Annotated in this window: 19 protein-coding genes; 15 read left to right on the top strand and 4 right to left on the bottom strand. The window is 49.9% G+C overall.

The genetic code is table 11. The features are described 5' to 3' along the window. Positions 1-2 precede the first annotated feature (2 nt). The 14 genes from OCV81_RS02045 to OCV81_RS01980 all read left to right on the top strand — a co-directional run bounded on the left by OCV81_RS02045 (position 3) and on the right by OCV81_RS01980 (position 12,199). Positions 3-704, top strand: coding sequence for a 16S rRNA (uracil(1498)-N(3))-methyltransferase (locus OCV81_RS02045; protein ID WP_148327940.1), 702 nt, complete (start codon positions 3-5; stop codon positions 702-704). Positions 705-733: 29 nt separating this feature from the next. After that, positions 734-2,230 carry a DUF4836 family protein gene (locus OCV81_RS02040; RefSeq protein WP_148327938.1) on the top strand — a complete coding sequence of 499 codons (1,497 nt, stop codon included), beginning with the start codon at positions 734-736 and terminating at the stop codon, positions 2,228-2,230. Next, positions 2,231-2,875 carry an ATP-binding cassette domain-containing protein gene (locus OCV81_RS02035; RefSeq protein WP_148327936.1) on the top strand — a complete coding sequence of 215 codons (645 nt, stop codon included), beginning with the start codon at positions 2,231-2,233 and terminating at the stop codon, positions 2,873-2,875. 20 nt (positions 2,876-2,895) lie between these two features. Further along, positions 2,896-4,083 (top strand): ABC transporter permease, encoded by a 1,188-nt coding sequence (locus tag OCV81_RS02030; RefSeq protein ID WP_148327934.1) that lies wholly within the window; start codon positions 2,896-2,898, stop codon positions 4,081-4,083. Between the two features lie 62 nt (positions 4,084-4,145). Next, complete coding sequence (locus OCV81_RS02025) at positions 4,146-4,559, top strand: hypothetical protein (protein ID WP_148327932.1); 414 nt, start codon at positions 4,146-4,148, stop codon at positions 4,557-4,559. A 327-nt stretch (positions 4,560-4,886) separates the two neighbouring features. After that, positions 4,887-6,416, top strand: coding sequence for a F0F1 ATP synthase subunit beta (gene atpD / locus OCV81_RS02020; RefSeq protein WP_148327930.1), 1,530 nt, complete (start codon positions 4,887-4,889; stop codon positions 6,414-6,416). 37 nt (positions 6,417-6,453) lie between these two features. Beyond that, entirely contained in the window at positions 6,454-6,699 is a 246-nt protein-coding gene (locus OCV81_RS02015) for a F0F1 ATP synthase subunit epsilon (RefSeq protein WP_072542415.1), read from the top strand. Positions 6,700-6,798: 99 nt separating this feature from the next. After that, positions 6,799-7,260, top strand: a complete 462-nt coding sequence (locus OCV81_RS02010; RefSeq protein ID WP_262639955.1) for a hypothetical protein — start codon at positions 6,799-6,801, stop codon at positions 7,258-7,260. After that, entirely contained in the window at positions 7,220-8,236 is a 1,017-nt protein-coding gene (gene atpB / locus OCV81_RS02005; protein ID WP_148328078.1) for a F0F1 ATP synthase subunit A, read from the top strand. The genes OCV81_RS02010 and atpB overlap by 41 nt, the downstream gene beginning before the upstream one ends. A 46-nt stretch (positions 8,237-8,282) precedes the next feature. Next, complete coding sequence (gene atpE / locus OCV81_RS02000) at positions 8,283-8,537, top strand: ATP synthase F0 subunit C (protein ID WP_072542418.1); 255 nt, start codon at positions 8,283-8,285, stop codon at positions 8,535-8,537. Between the two features lie 18 nt (positions 8,538-8,555). Next, complete coding sequence (atpF, locus tag OCV81_RS01995; RefSeq protein ID WP_148327926.1) at positions 8,556-9,059, top strand: F0F1 ATP synthase subunit B; 504 nt, start codon at positions 8,556-8,558, stop codon at positions 9,057-9,059. 7 nt (positions 9,060-9,066) lie between these two features. Beyond that, complete coding sequence (locus OCV81_RS01990) at positions 9,067-9,621, top strand: F0F1 ATP synthase subunit delta (protein WP_148327924.1); 555 nt, start codon at positions 9,067-9,069, stop codon at positions 9,619-9,621. 95 nt (positions 9,622-9,716) lie between these two features. After that, positions 9,717-11,306: a F0F1 ATP synthase subunit alpha gene (gene atpA / locus OCV81_RS01985; protein ID WP_148327922.1), complete on the top strand. Its 1,590-nt coding sequence runs from the start codon at positions 9,717-9,719 to the stop codon at positions 11,304-11,306. A gap of 5 nt (positions 11,307-11,311) precedes the next feature. Further along, entirely contained in the window at positions 11,312-12,199 is an 888-nt protein-coding gene (locus OCV81_RS01980; RefSeq protein WP_148327920.1) for a F0F1 ATP synthase subunit gamma, read from the top strand. Positions 12,200-12,393: 194 nt separating this feature from the next. Here OCV81_RS01980 and OCV81_RS01975 read toward each other — a convergent pair whose 3' ends face one another. From OCV81_RS01975 to rlmD, 4 genes are all read right to left on the bottom strand, one after another. Continuing rightward, the gene (locus OCV81_RS01975; RefSeq protein ID WP_239464655.1) at positions 12,394-12,819 is read right to left on the bottom strand and encodes a hypothetical protein; all 426 of its coding nucleotides are present in this window, start codon (positions 12,817-12,819) and stop codon (positions 12,394-12,396) included. A 187-nt stretch (positions 12,820-13,006) separates the two neighbouring features. Next, complete coding sequence (locus OCV81_RS01970; protein WP_148327918.1) at positions 13,007-13,630, bottom strand: HAD family hydrolase; 624 nt, start codon at positions 13,628-13,630, stop codon at positions 13,007-13,009. A 10-nt stretch (positions 13,631-13,640) separates the two neighbouring features. Continuing rightward, positions 13,641-14,561 carry an RluA family pseudouridine synthase gene (locus tag OCV81_RS01965; protein ID WP_148327916.1) on the bottom strand — a complete coding sequence of 307 codons (921 nt, stop codon included), beginning with the start codon at positions 14,559-14,561 and terminating at the stop codon, positions 13,641-13,643. Between the two features lie 51 nt (positions 14,562-14,612). Continuing rightward, positions 14,613-16,031 carry a 23S rRNA (uracil(1939)-C(5))-methyltransferase RlmD gene (gene rlmD, locus OCV81_RS01960; protein ID WP_148327914.1) on the bottom strand — a complete coding sequence of 473 codons (1,419 nt, stop codon included), beginning with the start codon at positions 16,029-16,031 and terminating at the stop codon, positions 14,613-14,615. A 234-nt stretch (positions 16,032-16,265) separates the two neighbouring features. Between rlmD and ppdK the strand changes: the two genes are divergently transcribed. Continuing rightward, positions 16,266-18,841: pyruvate, phosphate dikinase (ppdK, locus tag OCV81_RS01955; protein WP_148328074.1), on the top strand; the 2,576-nt coding region annotated here is incomplete at its 3' end.

Here is an 18,841-nt window from a genome sequence, read left to right as displayed (position 1 = left end):
TTATGCATGTATTTTATACTCCTGATATAGCCAATACACAGGAATTGCCGGAAGAAGAAGCGGGACATTGTTTGCGGGTGTTACGTTTAGGGATTGGTGATGAGGTGATGCTGACTGACGGAAGAGGTTTCTTCTATCAGGCGGTTATCGCAGCTGCTACCCAGAAGCGCTGTATGGTGAAAATCGTTTCAAAAACAGAACAGGAACCTTTTTGGGGTGGACATTTGCATCTGGCATTGGCCCCTACCAAAAACATGGATCGGATGGAGTGGCTGGCAGAGAAAGCTACTGAAATCGGATTTGATGAGCTTACGTTTCTGAACTGTCGTTTTTCGGAACGCAAAGTCATAAAGACGGATCGTATAGAGAAAATTGTAGTTTCAGCGGTAAAACAATCGCTCAAGGCCCGCAAGCCAGTGGTGAATGAGATGACGGATTTTCGTAAGTTCATGGAGCGTGATTTTTCGGGACAGAAGTTTATTGCCCACTGTTACGAAGGAGAAAAACCGTTGTTGAGGGACGTGTTACACCCTGATGAGGATGCTGTAATATTAGTTGGCCCGGAAGGAGATTTCAGCCCGGAGGAGGTGACACTGGCAATGGAAAAGGGATTTCAACCTGTCAGTTTGGGTAAATCGCGTTTGCGTACAGAGACTGCGGCACTGGTTGCCGTTCATTTGATGAATCTAACACATTACAAGTAATATTTGTGTAACTTTTAAATGATGAGATTATGAAAACATTGAATTGGTTAGGAAGTTTGGCGCTAGGTATGGCGTGCATGCTGGCTTCATGTAGTGGCGGTAATACGTACACGAACGCATTGCCGAAAGATGCAGCTATGGTAATTTCATTGGATGTGGATGGGATGGTGCGGAAGTGTGCGCTTGACGAGCAGACACGGAAGTCAGTAGAGCAGATGCTGAAAACGAATCTCAAAGGTCGTGCGGATGCTTTAATAGATAAAATAATGGAAGATCCGGAGGAAAGTGGATTGCGGCTGACTGACCGGGTGTTCTTTTTTGCCACTCCGCAAACGGAAATGGGAGGAGCGCTGATACGTATGGCCGATAAGGATAAGCTGGAAGATTTGATTGCAATACTTCACGAACAGCAGGCATGTGAGGCTCCTGCAGATGGAGATGGCTGTCGTTGGACCATAGGTGGCGGTGGACTGATGGCATGGACGGATGATGCTTTTTTGTTGGTTGCACACAACGGCAACCCCAAAGACTTGCAGCATCAGGCTTCCATGTGGCTTCGTCAGAAAAACGAGGAAGGGTATTCAGGTACAACGGATTTCAAGAAACTAAAAGACGCCGATGAGGACATTGCTATGGTGACCTCGTTGAATATATTGCCGAAGGAATATTTGACCATGGCTACTATGGGTTTGCCTGCTGATTTGAAGCTGCAAGATTTAAAAACTTTTTCCACGCTGGATTTTCAGGAAGGAAAAGCAGTGTTGGAAGTAGAAACGATGACCGACAACAAGGTTTACAAAGATTTGTTGGAGAAACAGGCCGATGTGATGAGACCTTTGAAAGGTTCATATTTGAAGTGTTTCCCGGCCAATTCTGTAGCTTGGATGGGGATTAATGTAGATGGAGAAAAGGCCTATGAATTGTTGCGTGAGAATCCGACGGTACGTCAGGAACTGGATAATTCAATGATGCCGCTTGATTTTGAGGCTATCTTCAAGGCCATGAAGGGTGATATGGCGTTGGCTATGCCGGAAATGTCGCTTTCGCCTGGATTTATTTTGTATGCCGATGTAACGAATAGTGACTTCATGCGTACATTTGAAGATTTGAAACCATTGCTGGCTATGACTAACGGACAGATGCGTTTGCTGGACAAAGGAAAGAATGCTTATCAGTTTGTTGCTGTGGATGGTTCGATGATGGGTATGGGACGCGGACCGGTTTCGCTTTGGCTGGGAGTGAAGGACAAGCGTTTCTATTTGACCAACCGCGAGAATCTGATTGACAGTGACGTGAAAGGATTGACATTGGATGACTGTAGCTGGGCCAAGGATGTGAAAGGCAAGCGCTTTTATTTGAATCTGAATTTTCAGGCGTTGTCTGCCGCACTTCCGCAGTTGCCTTACGTGGGTATGCTGGATTTTTTGACAATTGAAGCAAAAGAACCGACGAAGGTACGTATGGTATTGCAGATGAAAGATCATAAAGAAAATGTGTTGAAACAGTTATTTTTACTGGCTAAATAAATGAATACAATCGAATTACAGCAAACCTTGCCGGAAGTCTTCGCCGGACGAGACGGTATCGTGTCCGACGTATGGCACCGGCAGGTGGCTTTTCAAAAAGGAAAAATGTACTTGATTGAAGCTGCCTCAGGTACAGGGAAATCATCATTGTGCAGTTTTATTTATGGCTATCGCACCGATTACCAAGGAATTATTACGTTTGATGGAGAGAATGTGCGTAAATTGACGGTAAAGCAGTGGACTTCTATCCGTAAACGTGCGTTGAGCATGTTGTTTCAGGAACTGCGGCTTTTTGGAGAGTTGACAGCTTGGGAGAATGTACAGTTGAAGAATGGTTTGACAGGATTCTGTCGCAAACAGCAAGTGAAAGATTGGTTCGAACAACTGGGTATTGCCGACAAGTGGGATGTAAAAGTAGGCAAGATGTCGTACGGACAACAGCAGCGTGTGGCTTTCGTGAGATGCTTGTGTCAGCCGGCCGACTTTTTCTTTCTGGATGAACCGGTAAGCCATTTGGATGATGGCAACGGACAAATCATGGCTCGTATTTTGAAAGAGGAGGCTACTCGTCAGGGAGCAGGAGTGATTGTGACTTCTATCGGTAAACATTTGCCGTTGGAGTATGACAAGGTGTTGTGTTTGTAAGTTATTAAATAAGAAGAATAATGATTTGGAAATTATTGAGACAGCATATCAGCGTGGCGCAGTTGGTGGGATTTTTTCTAGCTAACTTGTGTGGCATGGTCATAGTGTTGTTGAGTGTACAATTCTATAAGGATGTGTTGCCGGTTTTTACGCAGGGCGATAGTTTCATGAAAAAAGATTATGTGATTGTCAGCAAAAAGGTAAGTACATTGGGCAGCTTGGTGAGCAAGGGGGCTACCTTTTCGAAAACGGATATTGCTGAGATGCAGGAACAGCCGTTTGCTAAGAAAACGGGTGCTTTCACACCGGCTCAGTTTGAGGTGTCGGCGGGCATGGGCATGGCAGGTATGCAACTTTCTACAGCCATGTTTTTTGAGTCGGTGCCCGATGAGTTTGTCGATGTACGGCTGGAAGGCTGGACATACCGTGAGGGACAGGACGAAATTCCGATTATCATTCCACGCAATTACTTGAATTTATATAATTTCGGTTTTGCACAGAGCCGTAATCTTCCGCAACTTTCAGAAGGAGTGATGGGGATGATGACACTGGATATCCGCTTGAGCGGACAGGGGCGTACGGAACAAATGAAAGGACGTATTGTAGGTTTCTCGAATCGGTTGAATACCATTTTGGTGCCTCAGGCTTTTATGGACTGGGCCAATGTGACTTTTGGGAAGGGAGAAGAGAACGCACCTTCGCGACTGATTGTGGAAGTTGACAATCCGGCCGACGATCGCATAGCAAAATATTTTAAGGATAAAGGATATGATACGGAAGGCGATAAACTGGATGCAGGAAAAACAACTTGGTTCTTGAAGATGATAGTTGGCATTGTCCTTTCGGTTGGCCTGATAATCAGTGTGCTGTCATTCTATCTGTTGATGTTGAGCATTTATCTGCTGTTACAGAAGAATACAAAAAAAATGGAAAATTTATTGCTCATTGGCTTTAGCCCGGCGGCGGTTGCTCGTCCCTATCAGGTGCTTACTGTAGCCTTGAATGCTGCAGTAGCTGTCATTGGAATATTGGTGCTGTATATGGTTCGCGGGGGATATATGGATATGTTGCGTCGGATGGTACCCGATTTGCAGAAAGGCAGTTTGTGGCCGGCTCTGCTGACAGCAGGGATACTCTTTTTGGTCGTGTCCGTGCTGAATGTACTGGCCGTACGGCGCAAGGTAGATTCTATCCGGGTGAAAAAGTAAAAGTATATATTTATTTTATCTATTATCTATCAAAAACAATTATTTATAAAAACAAGTAACACATGAAGAAATTAAAGAACGTATGGCTTATTTTAAGCTTGTTGCTGATGACTCTAGGAATGGCTTGCTGTAGTACAGAGGATGACCCTACAGGGGTAGAAGTATCGCAGAGTGAGATTATTGGTACATGGAAAGTGACGGCGAATGATTGGACTAATTCGGAAGAAGATTCCGGACGTAATGACCATTTGGGTCAGACTCTTTCAGTGAAAGAAGATGCCACGGCTGCCTTTCGGGGAGAGTCATTTGACTGGACTTTGAAAAAGGGAGTGCTGGAACTTTCGGACAGCAGAGGAAGAAATATCCGGGTTGTAATTCTTTCTTATGCGGACGACAAGATACAGGCCACTTATACTTGTACGTTTGAGTCGGAAATGTATACGGAGGAAGGAAATTATACTTTTGAACGGGTATAAGGAATCCGATAGACAGGAAGAAGCCGCATTTTGCGGCTTTATTGCATTTTATGCCCTAAGTGTGACCGCACACACGTACGATTTCCGTGTGAATAAGTGTTTAATGTTTTGTAGCTGTGTGAACGAGTGTAAAACGCTCTGTCCGATATCCCTTGATTTATGTCTATTATTAGGGGAATCAGTCTAAAAAATGTTACATGGAGTTACACCTATGCGAGTTTATTCTGTAAATTTGCGTTACATAAATGGTCAAACTTTTGACAAACACCCGGGACGTTTGGAAGAAGAGAGACCAAGAAGATTCATTTTTAATTAAAATAATAGCTTATGTCAAAAATCGTTGGACACATTTCGCAGGTAATCGGTCCGGTGGTCGATGTGTACTTCAAGTTCGAAGAAGGACAAGACGTGGAACACGCCTTGCCGAAAATCCACGATGCCATGACGATCGCCCGTAATGACGGTCGTACGCTGGTGATTGAAGTACAGCAGCACATCGGTGAAGACACGGTACGTTGCGTGGCCATGGATAGCACGGACGGATTGAAGCGCGGAATGGAAGTCGTTCCTACGGGTCATCCGATTACGATGCCTATCGGTAACCAAATCAAGGGCCGTGTGATGAACGTGGTGGGTGACACCATTGACGGAATGAAGAGTCTGGACAAGAAGGACGGATTCCCCATTCACCGTGAACCTCCGAAATTCGAAGACCTGGCCACCACCCAGGAAGTATTGTTTACCGGTATCAAGGTAATTGATTTGCTGGAACCTTATCTGAAAGGTGGTAAAATCGGTCTGTTTGGTGGGGCGGGCGTTGGAAAAACCGTGCTCATCAAAGAGTTAATCAACAACATTGCCAAGAAACACAATGGTTTCTCTGTGTTTGCAGGAGTGGGTGAGCGTACCCGTGAAGGTAACGACCTGTTGAGAGAAATGATTGAATCTGGCGTAATCCGCTACGGTGATGACTTTCTTAAGAGTATGGAAGAAGGTAACTGGGATCTTTCGAAGGTGGATTACAAGGAAGTGGAAAAATCACAGGTTGCTATGGTGTTCGGACAGATGAACGAGCCTCCTGGTGCCCGTCAGTCAGTGGCACTTTCCGGGTTGACGCTGGCAGAATCTTTCCGTGACCGTCAGACTGGTGAGAACGGTCCGCGTGATATCTTGTTCTTCATCGACAACATCTTCCGTTTTACGCAGGCCGGTTCTGAGGTTTCTGCCTTGCTGGGACGTATGCCGTCTGCCGTAGGTTACCAGCCGACGTTGGCTACGGAAATGGGACAGATGCAGGAACGAATCACTTCTACGAAGAACGGCTCTATCACTTCTGTTCAGGCAGTATATGTGCCTGCCGATGACTTGACCGACCCTGCTCCGGCTACGACCTTTACGCACCTTGACGCCACTACGGTGTTGAGCCGTAAGATTACCGAGCTGGGTATCTATCCGGCTGTGGACCCGCTGGACTCTACGTCGCGTATCCTCGACCCGCTGATTGTGGGCAAGGAGCACTACGAAACCGCTCAGCGCGTGAAACAGATTCTGCAGCGTAACAAGGAACTTCAGGATATCATCTCCATCCTGGGTATGGATGAACTCTCGGACGAAGACCGTCTGACCGTGAACCGTGCCCGCCGTGTACAGCGATTCCTGTCACAGCCGTTTGCCGTGGCCGAACAGTTTACCGGTGTGCCGGGAGTGATGGTCTCTATCGAAGATACCATCAAGGGATTCAAGATGATTTTGGACGGCGAGGTGGACTATCTGCCGGAACAGGCCTTCCTGAACGTGGGTACCATTGAGGATGCCATTGAGAAGGGTAAGAAGTTGCTGGAAGCTGCGAAGAGTTAATAATTAAAAGTTAAAAGTTAAAAGCTGATAGCTTAATATGAAAGAACTTCATCTGGTTATCGTTTCACCCGAACGCCTGGTTTACGAAGGAAAAGTGAGCTTGGTGACCTTTCCGGGAGGTGCTGGAAAATTCCAGGTCATGGCCGACCATGCCCCGCTGATTTCCACGCTCGCGGCAGGGGAAGTGAAATACGTGGCCGGAAAGGAAACGCACTCGCTGCAAATCAAAGGCGGGTTCGTGGAAGTCAAAAACAATCAGATTTCAGTCTGTGCCGAACTCTGAGAAGAGTGGGGCGGACGTTGAACCGAATATGTTTTTGGCGGCTTTCCGAATGAAAAACCGCACGATACTATGTTTTTGTTGACCGTAAAGAAAAAATTTGTGAAAGAATTGACCGTGATAGGAATTATACTGACAGCGCTTGTCGCTGTGGTGTATCATTTGTTCATCCCCGACAGGCATTTCCTGTGGTTTCCTGCCATTCCGATATTCTTTTATCTTTTCGGCCTCTTTTACATAGAAATGTTCGCGTTCAATTACCGTCTGGGTATCGAGAAGATTGCAATGACTTATCTGGTGTGCAAGGCGCTGAAATTCATCCTGAGCGCACTGGTGCTGATATTCTACGGATTTGTGATTGAACATGAAGTGGTGGCCTTCATGGTGACCTTCATCTTCTTTTACTTTGCGTTTCTGATATTCGAAACCCGTTTTTTCCTTCTTTTTGAAGCGAAACTCAAATTAAGACAAAAAACAAATGATGAAAAAAATACGGTACATAGTGATTACGCTGTTACTGCTGATGGTGGTTCCGGCCGCCACGGTGAAGGCGCAGGCCGCTGAGGGCGACGTGGACGTGAATGAACTGGTGTTCGGACACATCGGCGATGCCTACGAGTGGCACATCGCGACTTTCGGCAACACGGAGGTACGCATCCCGCTGCCCGTCATCGTGAAAAGCAGTACAGGCTGGCACGTGTTCTCGTCTGCCCGGCTGGAGGAAGGTCCTTATGAGGGTCTCTACGTGGCCAAGGGCGGCAGCTACGACGGCAAAATCGTGGAACGGAACGCGGCCGGCGAGGAGGTGCGTCCGCTGGACATCTCCATTACGAAGAATGTGCTGGGCTTGTTTATCAACAGTGCGGTGCTGCTGGTCATCATGATGAGCTGCGTGCGCTGGTACAAGAAACATCCGCTGGAAGACGGAGCACCCAAAGGGGGTGTCGGCATGATTGAAGCCACGGTGATGTCGATTTACAACGACGTGATAAAGGGCTGTGTAGGCGAGAACTACCGCCGCTACGCACCTTATCTGCTCACCGCTTTCTTCTTCGTGCTGGCCAACAACCTGATGGGATTGATTCCGATTTTCCCTGGGGGAGCCAACGTGACGGGTAATATCGCCATTACGATGGTGCTGGCCTTGTGTACGTTCGTGCTGACCAACGTGTACGGTACGAAGGCTTACTGGAAGGAAATCTTCTGGCCCGATGTGCCCACATGGCTGAAGGCGCCGGTACCTATGATGCCGTTGATTGAATTCTTCGGTATCTTTACCAAGCCGTTCGCACTGATGATCCGTTTGTTTGCCAACATCATGGCAGGACATGCGGCAGTGCTGAGTCTGATTGCCATTATCTTCATCACGGTGAAGTCAGGGCCGGTAATCAACGGTTCGATGACAGTGGTGGCTGTGGCATTCGGCATATTCATGGATGCGCTGGAACTTCTGGTGGCATTCATCCAGGCATACGTGTTCACAATGTTGTCGGCCGTGTTTATCGGCTTGTCACAGGTGAAAGAGCATGCCAAGAAATAATCGATTCAAAGAAAATTAAAGTATAACCTTTTAAAACAAGAAAATTATGTTATTGTCAGTTTTATTGCAGGCAGCTGCAGGTGTAGGTATTAGTAAATTGGGCGCCGCTATCGGTGCAGGTATTGCAGTTTTGGGTGCCGGTATCGGTATCGGTAAGATTGGTGGCTCGGCAATGGAGGCAATGGCCCGTCAGCCGGAAGCTTCAGGCGACTTGCGTATGAACATGATCATCGCTGCCGCCCTGGTAGAAGGTGTGGCCCTGATTGCTATCGTGGTTTGTTTGTTGACATTGTTCTTGTAATAAATAAAACAGTAAATTATGGGATTATTAACTCCGGACCCGGGGCTGCTGTTCTGGATGATTATCACCTTCGGAGTCGTGTTCTTCATTTTGGCGAAATACGGCTTCCCGGTAATCATCAAGACGGTGGAGGACCGGAAAGCATACATTGACAACTCGCTCAAGGCAGCTCGCGAAGCCAACGAACAGCAGGCGAACGTGAAGGTGGAAGGAGAGAAAATCCTGACACAGGCTCACGAGGAGCAGAGCCGCATATTGAGTGAGGCAGCGGCTACACGCGACCGTATCATCAAGGACGCTCAGGAGAAGGCCTTCAGTGAAGGAAACCGCCTGATGGAGGAGATGAAGAAGCAGATTGAAACGGAAAAGGAAAGTGCCATCCGTGACATTCGCCGTCAGGTAGCTGTGCTGTCGGTGGGCATTGCGGAAAAAATCATGCGCAGCAAACTGGCCGACGAGAAGGAACAGGCCGCGCTGATTGACCGTCTGCTGGATGAAATGATTGAATCTTCTAAAAAATAAATGAGTTATGAATACAGGAGTCGTTTCGAGGCGTTTCGCGAAGGCGCTGCTGGCGTATGCAAAGGAAGAGGGACAGGAAGACAAGGTGTATGAGGAGGTGAGAACACTGGCCGCACACTTTGTGGAGGTGCCCGGCCTGCGCCACGCCATTGAGAATCCTGTGCTGGAGAAAAGCAAGAAAGTGGAGCTGCTCTGCGAGGCGTCGGGTGGAAAGACGGTGAGCAAGGTGCTGACACGTTTCTTTAATCTGGTGCTGGAGGAGAGACGGGAAAAGTTCTTGCAGTTCATGACGTGGTCGTACATCGACCTTTATCAGGAGGACAAAAACATTCTCATCGGTAAGCTGACGACCGCTGCAAGCTCGCCCAAACTGGTGGAACACTTGCAGAAACTGGCTGCGGAACGTACGCACGGAAAGGTGATTCTCGAAGAAAAGGTGGACAAGAACCTGATTGGAGGGTATGTCATCGAACTGGCGGGCTACCGGCTGGATGCCAGTGTGGCCAATCAGCTGAAGCGCGTGAAACAGCAGTTTATCGCGAAGAACAGAAGAATAGTGTAAACAATGAATAATGAAAAATGAATAATGAAAAACGGTTTCAATTGTTCGCTATTCATTTTTAATTGTTCATTATTAATTATTAATTAAAAAGAACTATGCCAGAAAATACAATAAAACCCAGCGAAGTTTCCGAGGTGTTGCTCCAACAGTTGAAGGGGATTGACAACTCGCTGAAATTCGACGAAGTAGGTACCGTACTTCAGGTGAGCGATGGTGTGGCACGTATTTACGGTCTGCGTAATGCGGAAGCCAACGAGTTGCTGCAGTTTGAAAACGGTATCATGGGAACGGTGATGAATCTGGAGGAGGACAATGTGGGAGCCGTGCTCCTGGGTCCGACCGACCAGATTAAGGAGGGGATGATTGTAAAGCGTACCAAGCATATCGCTTCCATCAACGTGGGCGAATCCATGCTGGGACGTGTCATCGACCCTCTGGGCGTGCCTTTGGACGGACGCGGTGAGATTGGCGGCGAGCTCTGCGAAATGCCGCTGGAGCGCAAGGCGCCGGGAGTTATCTTCCGTCAGCCGGTAACCGAACCGTTGCAGACGGGTCTGAAGGCCATCGATGCGATGATTCCTATCGGTCGCGGACAGCGTGAGTTGATTATCGGCGACCGTCAGACGGGTAAGACCGCCATCGCCATCGATACCATCATCAACCAACGTGCGAACTTTGAAGCCGGAAATCCGGTGTACTGTATCTATGTGGCCATCGGTCAGAAAGGTTCTACGGTGGCCAGCATCGTGAACGCCCTGCGTGAAAAGGGTGCCATGGACTATACCATCGTGGTGGCTGCCACGGCTTCCGACCCGGCTGCTATGCAGTATTTCGCTCCGTTTGCGGGTGCCGCCATCGGTGAGTACTTCCGTGATACCGGCCGTCATGCCCTTGTGGTCTATGATGACCTGTCAAAACAGGCCGTGGCTTACCGTGAGGTGTCTTTGATTCTGCGTCGTCCGTCCGGACGTGAGGCTTATCCGGGTGATATCTTCTATCTGCACTCTCGTCTGTTGGAACGTGCAGCCAAGATTATCAGCCAGCAGGAAGTGGCTGAGCAGATGAACGACCTGCCTGCTAGCCTGAAAGGCAAGGTGAAGGCCGGCGGTTCACTGACTGCCCTCCCGATTATCGAGACGCAGGCCGGCGACGTGTCTGCCTATATCCCGACCAACGTGATTTCTATTACCGATGGTCAGATTTTCCTGGAAACTGACTTGTTCAACCAAGGTTTCCGTCCGGCCATCAACGTAGGTATCTCTGTATCCCGTGTAGGTGGTAGCGCACAGATCAAGAGTATGAAGAAAGTGGCCGGTACGCTGAAAATCGACCAGGCTCAGTATCGTGAACTGGAAGCTTTCTCCAAGTTCAGCAGCGACATGGACCCTGTCACAGCCATGGCCATCGACCGCGGACGTAAGAACAACCAGTTGCTGATTCAGCCGCAGTACTCACCGATGCCGGTGGGCGAGCAGGTGGCTATCCTGTATTGTGGTACGCACAGCTTGATGCGTGACATCCCTATCGCTAAGGTACGTGCATTCCAGGATGCTTTCCTTACGACTCTGCGTGCGAACCATCAGGCCGACGTACTCGACGTGCTGGCAGCTGGAAAGATCAACGACGACATTACAGCCATTATCGAAAAAGTAGCGGCAGAAACTGCCAGACAATTTAAAGCATAATTCTCATGGCATCACTGAAAGAAGTTAAAGGAAGAATCAACTCAATCAACGGCACGCTGAAGATTACCTCAGCGATGAAGATGGTGGCCTCGTCTAAACTGCACAAGGCGCAGGAGGCCATTGAAAACATGCTTCCTTACGAGCGCCGGTTGCATCGCATGCTCGATCATTTTCTGGGTGCGGGGCTCACCGTGGAGTCGCCTTTTGCAGTGAAGCGTGAGGTGAAGAAAGTGGCCGTTGTCGTGTTTGCATCCAATAGCAGCTTATGTGGTGGATTCAACGTGAACGTGATTCGTCATTTGAATGAGGTAGTAGAAGAGTATGGCCGGCAAGTAGGCCGCGAAAACATTCTGATTTACCCGGTAGGCCGAAAGGTAGCCGACGCGGTAAAGAAGATGGAAGGCGTGGTTTCAGCTGGCGATTATCAGCACATGAGTGGAAAACCCAATTACAAGGAAGCTGCCGATTTGGCCGCCGACCTGATGAAACGGTTTGCCGCCGGTGAAATCCAGCAGGTGGAGCTGCTGTATAACCACTTCAAGTCGACTTCTTCGCAGATTCTGACCCGCGAGACGTATCTCCCGCTGGAACTGAATGCAGCGAAGGTGGACGATACGGAAGGGGCTGCCGACGAAATGCAGGCCGACTACATCATCGAACCCTCACCGGAACAGGTGATGCAGGAGCTCTTGCCGAAGGTGCTTCGTTTGAAGATTTACACCGTGCTGTTGGACTCTACAGCTTCAGAACATGCTGCCCGTACAATGGCTATGCAGATTGCTACGGATAATGCAAACGACTTGATACAGGAACTGACCTTGATTTACAACAAGAGCCGCCAGCAGGCTATTACCAATGAACTGCTGGATATCGTGGGTGGGACAATGGCCTGACACGGTTGGGTTCTTGCAATGCATAAAAAAACGTATCACTGCCTTTTGGCAGGATACGTTTTTTTTTGAACGAATAAACTAAAAAATTAATTATCTTAAAAAGAAAACATGAAAATGCTCGGTCTTTTAATTATATAACAAACTGGTTGTCACTTTGTTCATCTCTTTTCGTGTTTTTTTTATTTCATCTCTTTTTAATAATTATAGAAACTAACCCAGGCTCCATCTAGTTGGCATTCCAGACGTCCGTTTCCAAGTTGGATGTGGTCCATGTAGGAATAATCGCCACCGCCATAGTTCAGCCGGATGCTGGTGTAGAACGCGTCGTACCAGTCCCACACGAAGGTGTAGCGGTATTCGTCCCACCGTCCGTAGGCATCTTGTACGCGGAGATAGTCTTCGCCCGTGCCGTCGGCATAGAAGCGCAGCACCTGGAAGCGGTGGTATCCGTAGTCGTCGTACCAGTCATCCTGCCAGTCAGAACTGCAAAGGTAAGCCGTACGTTCACGGTATTCCAAAGTATGATTACCCAGTGACAAATCTACCTCACATGAGGGGAGAGCGAGTGTGACGAGCAACAGCATCGCTATATACATGAATTTTCGTGCCTTTGTTTTCATAATTCTTTGTGTTTTGGTTTTCTTGATAAGGCAAAGATACATGGGGAAAAGTATATAGACGAATGATTTTTCCTATTCTTCCCAAGGAATTTCCCTATTGGGAGTAGGGATATCGGTACAAAAAGAAGCCCCACACCGTGAGGGAAGCACGATGCAGGGCAGCGAGGTTTCTTTTTGTTTGAATTGGTCAGGCCTTCTGGAGCAGTACGGTCAGTGCGTCGCGCCAGTCTTCGCCGTTATGCGGGCAATACGTCTGGAATCCCAGTGCATGAGCTGCCTGCACGTTTCCAGCACCATCGTCTACGAAGAGCGATTCTGTCGGGTCGATGCCGGCATCAGCTATCAGAAAGTCAAAAATCCGCCGGTCAGGTTTTGTTATTCCAATCTGGTACGACAAATAAAGCTTGTCGAAGAAATCCGTCAGCGGTTTTCCTTTCGATGAAAATTCAGGACTGCATGCCCAATCCATCACGTAAGGATTGGTATTGCTCAGCACGAATAGCTTATAGCGTTTACGCAGTTCCTTAAGGCAGTCAAGCAGACGTTCGTCCAGTCCCGTAAAGAAACCCATCCATGCCTCTCGGGTTTCTTCCCATGTAAGTGTACGTCCGCACAGTTCTCCCAGTTTTGTTTGAAATTCGTCCGCTGTAATCTTTCCTTCCTCCAGCTCTTGGAAGATACCCGTCTGGTGATATTTGTCCAGGCGTTGGTCAGCATCCGCCAGTCCCAGTCGGATAAAGGCCTCTACGGCTTTTTCGCGGCTGATAGGGGCAATTACCCCTCCAAAATCGAAAATCAGATTTTTTATCATAATGTCGTTTTTATTTTCTCAGCATCAGGTTTTTGAACGAACCTGGGTAAGGTGTTTCAAATTCCATGCGTTCGCCCGTGAGTGGATGGTAGAAGCAGAGTTTGAAAGCGTGAAGCGCCAACCGTCCGAGCGGGTCGGTCTCACAGCCGTAGCGTGTGTCGCCCACAATCGGATGTCCGAGGGTCTGCATGTGTACGCGAATCTGGTTCTTGCGACCCGTTTCCAGCTGCAGTTCCACGAGCGAGTAGCCATTGGCCCGTTTGATGGTGCGGTAGTGCGTGATGGAGAGTTTTCCCCCGTCGTCCACCGGCGAGGAACTGACATACAGCTTGCGGTCGGTGAGCCAGGAGCGTACCATGCCCTGGTCTTTCTCCATGTCGCCCATGACGATGGCCACGTAGCGGCGGTCGTACACGATGTCGTGCCAGTTGTCGCGGAGCGTGTGCTGTGTCTTTTCGTCCTTGGCATACATCATGATGCCCGAGGTCTCACGGTCGAGGCGGTGTACCACGAAGATGCGGTTGTTGCGGTGTTCCCGCTTCACATACTCATTGAGGATATGCTGTGCGGTACGTTCCTTCTGGTGGTCGGTAGCCACGGAGAGCAGTCCCTCTTTCTTCTCCACCACGATGAGGTACGCATCTTCGTAGAGAATCTTCAGCATCGGATGACGGAATTCGTGGTTATGCTTTTCCCGGCTCACCTGCACTTTCATGCCCGGCTTGAGGGGATAGTTGTACTGCGTCTGGATGTTGTTGTCCACCATAACCACGCGGTTGGTCAGCAAAGCCTTCACACGTGTGCGGCTGATGCCTGCCATCTTCTTTATGAGGAACTCCATCAGTTCCGCCGGTTCGGTGACCGGATAGACCGTATATCTGGCGGCAGCCCGCGGAAGGGGACGCCGGCCGTTTGTATTTCTTCTTGCCACTTTGTGTATCGTAATCTTGGGTTAGTTATCAGTTGGGTAAATACTGTGCGTTCAACGGCGGTCCAAGCGTACCACATTCTCCACGTGGTGCGTGTGGGGGAACATGTCGACCGGCTGTACGGCGGTTACCTTATATTTGCCGTCGAGCAGCTGGAGGTCGCGTGCCTGTGTGGCTGGGTTGCAGCTTACGTAGACGATACGCTTCGGCTCGGCGGCCAGAATCACGTCGATGACGTCGTTGTGCATGCCCGCGCGGGGAGGGTCGGTGATGATGACATCCGGACGTCCGTGTTCCGCGATGAAGTCGTTGGTGAGGATGTCCTTCATGTCGCCCGCATAAAACAGCGTGTTGTCGATGCCGTTCAGAGCTGAGTTCACCTTGGCATCCTCGATGGCTTCGGGCACATACTCGATGCCCACCACCTTGCGTGCCTGCCGTGCCACGAAGTTGGCAATGGTACCCGTACCTGTGTAGAGGTCGTACACCAGTTCGTTGCCCGTGAGTCCGGCAAACTCGCGCGCCACCTTATATAAATTATATGCTTGTTCTGAATTGGTTTGGTAGAACGATTTTGGTCCCACCTTGAAGCGCAGTCCTTCCATCTCCTCGAAGATGTGGTCGTTGCCCTTGAACACCTCCACGTCGAGGTCACCGATGGTATCGTTGCACTTGTTGTTGATGACATACATCAGCGAAGTAATCTGCGGGAACTGGTCGGCCATGAACTGCAAGATTTCCTCCATCTTGCGGCGGTCGTCGTCGCCCGTCACCTTGCACTGCAATACCACCATCAGCTCGCCCGTAGACGAGGTGCGAATCATGATGTTCCGCAGCAAGCCCTCCTGCGAGCGCAGGTCAAAGAACGGGAAATTGTGCGCGTAGGCATAGTCGCGCACTGCGTTGCGAATCTGATTGGAGATGTCGTCCTGCAACCAGCACTTGTCGATGGCCAGCACCTTGTCGAACGCCCCCGGGATATGGAATCCCACCGCGTTCATCTGGTCGTACTTCACGTCCTGCTTCACCTCCTCTTCGGTGAGCCAGCGCTTGTTGGAGAACGTAAACTCCAGCTTGTTGCGGTAGAAGCGGGTCTTTTCCGAACCCAGGATGGGACGGAATTCCGGCAGTTCCACCTTCCCGATGCGGGTGAGGTTGTCGAACACCTGTTTCTGCTTGTACTTGAGCTGTTCCTCGTAAGAAAGACATTGCCATTTGCATCCTCCGCACACCCCGAAGTGAGAGCAGAACGGCTCTACGCGCAGGGGTGATTTTTCATAGAACTTCACGGCTACCGCTTCGGCATAATGGTTCTTCTTGCGTTTCACCTGTAAATCGACTACATCGCCCGGCACTACATACGGGACAAATACTACCAGTTCATTCACTTTAGCCACGGCTTTGCCTTCTGCGGCTACGTCTGTTATTGTCACTTTCTCCAATAAAGGAAGTTCTTTCTTCTTTCTTGCCACGTTCTTTTCAATAAAACCAATTTGGGAGCAAATTTATACATTTTTCCTGACATTCTGCTATGTTTTGGAAAGAAGTTGATTTTGCAAAGTCTATGTTGCAAAATATGTCGAAAAATATCTTTGTAAAATTTGTAATGTAATAAAATATGTATAGATTTGCGCCGTTGACCAACGAAAAACACACTCGTTAACCAACGGAAAAAACATTATTCAACCTTATCAATATAAGAAAACATGGAAAAGAAAAGAGTTTATACCTTCGGAAACGGACATGCCGAAGGAAAAGCTGACATGAGAAACTTGCTGGGTGGAAAGGGGGCAAACCTGGCCGAAATGAATCTGATTGGTGTACCTGTACCTCCGGGATTTACCATCACCACGGAGGTCTGCAACGAATATTTTGAGAAAGGAAAAGACGATGTGGTTGCCCTGCTGAAAGACGACGTGGAGAAATCCATCAAGGGAGTGGAAACTTTGATGAAGTCGAAATTCGGCGATGTGGAAAACCCGTTGCTCGTTTCCGTACGTTCGGGTGCCAGAGCGTCCATGCCGGGAATGATGGATACCATCCTGAACCTGGGACTGAACGACGAGGTGGTGGAGGGACTGGCCCGCAAGACCGGCAACCCGCGCTTCGCCTGGGATTCTTACCGCCGCTTCGTGCAGATGTATGGCGACGTGGTGCTGGGCATGAAACCCGTGAACAAGGAAGACATCGACCCGTTTGAAGCCATCATCGAGGACGTGAAGAAGGCCAAGGGCGTGCGTCTGGACAACGAACTCGACGTGGACGACCTGAAGACGCTGGTGGTCCGCTTCAAGGAAGCCGTGAAGAAACAGACCGGACAGGAATTCCCGTCATGCGCCTACGAACAGCTGTGGGGCGCCATCTGTGCCGTATTCGATTCATGGATGAACGAGCGCGCCATTCTCTACCGCAAGATGGAAGGCATTCCGGCAGAGTGGGGAACAGCCGTGAATGTGCAGGCCATGGTCTTCGGTAATATGGGCGAGACATCGGCCACAGGTGTCTGCTTCTCACGCGACGCCGCTACCGGAGAAGACCTGTTCAACGGGGAATACCTGATCAATGCTCAGGGTGAGGACGTGGTAGCTGGTATCCGCACACCGCAGCAGATTACGAAAATCGGCTCTCAGCGTTGGGCTGAACTGCAAGGCATCTCGGAAGAGGAACGTGTGGCCAAGTATCCTTCCATGGAAGAAGCCATGCCCGCCATCTACAAAGAACTCGACGAGCTTCAGACCAAGCTGGAGAACCATTACCACGACATGCAGGACATGGAGTTCACCGTACAGGAAGGCAAGCTTTGGTTCCTCCAGACCCGTAACGGAAAGCGCACGGGTGCCGCTATGGTACGCATCGCCATGGAAATGCTGCACCAGGGCATGATTGACGAAAAGACGGCCCTGATGCGTTGCGAGCCGAACAAGCTCGACGAACTGCTGCATCCGGTGTTCGACAAGGAAGCGCTGGGACGTGCCCGTGTCCTGACCCGTGGTCTGCCGGCCTCTCCGGGAGCTGCTTGCGGACGCATTGTCTTCTTTGCTGAAGATGCAGCCGAATGGCATGACGGCGGTCATCGCGTGGTGCTGGTACGTATCGAAACTTCACCGGAAGACCTGGCCGGTATGCAGGCTGCAGAAGGTATCCTGACCGCCCGCGGAGGTATGACCTCGCATGCAGCCGTCGTAGCTCGCGGTATGGGTAAGTGCTGCGTATCCGGTGCCGGAGCCATCAACGTGAACTACAAGACCCGTACGGTGGAAATCGACGGGGTGGTGCTGAAGGAAGGCGACTACATCTCCATCAACGGAACCAACGGTTATGTGTATGCCGGAGAAATCCCGACCCAGCCGGCCAAGCTGTCGGGCAACTTTGCCGAACTGATGGAACTCTGCGACAAGTACGCCCGCCTGAAAGTGCGTACCAATGCCGACACGCCGCGCAACGCACAGGATGCCCGCGGTTTCGGTGCCGTAGGTATCGGACTCTGCCGTACGGAACACATGTTCTTCGACGACGAAAAGATTATCGCTATGCGCGAAATGATTCTGGCCGAGGATGTGGAAGGCCGCAAGAAAGCCCTCGACAAGCTGTTGCCTTATCAGAAAGCCGACTTCAAGGAAATTTTCAAGACCATGGACGGACTGCCGGTCAACGTGCGTCTGCTCGACCCGCCGTTGCATGAGTTCGTGCCGCACGACCTGAAGGGGCAGGAAGAAATGGCCGAGGCCATGGGCGTGACTGTGGAATACATCCGCCAGCGTGTGGACAACCTCTGCGAGCACAACCCGATGCTGGGTCACCGCGGCTGTCGTCTGGGAAATACTTATCCGGAAATCACCGAGATGCAGACCCGCGCCATCTTGGGTGCCGCCTGCGAGCTGAAGAAGGAAGGCTACGACCCGCATCCGGAAATCATGGTGCCGCTCATCGGTATCCTGTATGAGTTTGAGGCGCAGGAGAAAGTGATTCGTGCTACGGCTGCTCAGCTGTTCAAGGAAGAAGGCGTGGAAATCCCGTTCAAGGTGGGTACCATGATTGAGGTGCCGCGTGCTGCCCTGACCGCCGACCGCATCGCTTCACACGCCGAATATTTCTCTTTCGGTACGAACGACCTGACCCAGATGACCTTCGGTTATTCGCGCGACGACATCGCTTCCTTCTTGCCGGTGTACCTGGAGAAGAAGATTCTGAAGGTCGACCCGTTCCAGGTGCTCGACCAGAACGGAGTGGGACAGCTCATCGAGATGGCCGTAGCCAAAGGCCGTTCGGTACGTCCCGATCT

Origin of the sequence: Phocaeicola fibrisolvens, from assembly GCF_025567125.1 — a bacterium.
Taxonomy (GTDB): Bacteria; Bacteroidota; Bacteroidia; order Bacteroidales; family Bacteroidaceae; genus Phocaeicola; species Phocaeicola fibrisolvens.
The sequence above is the reverse complement of the archived record's forward strand: the minus strand, read 5'-3'. Positions and strand labels throughout refer to the sequence as shown.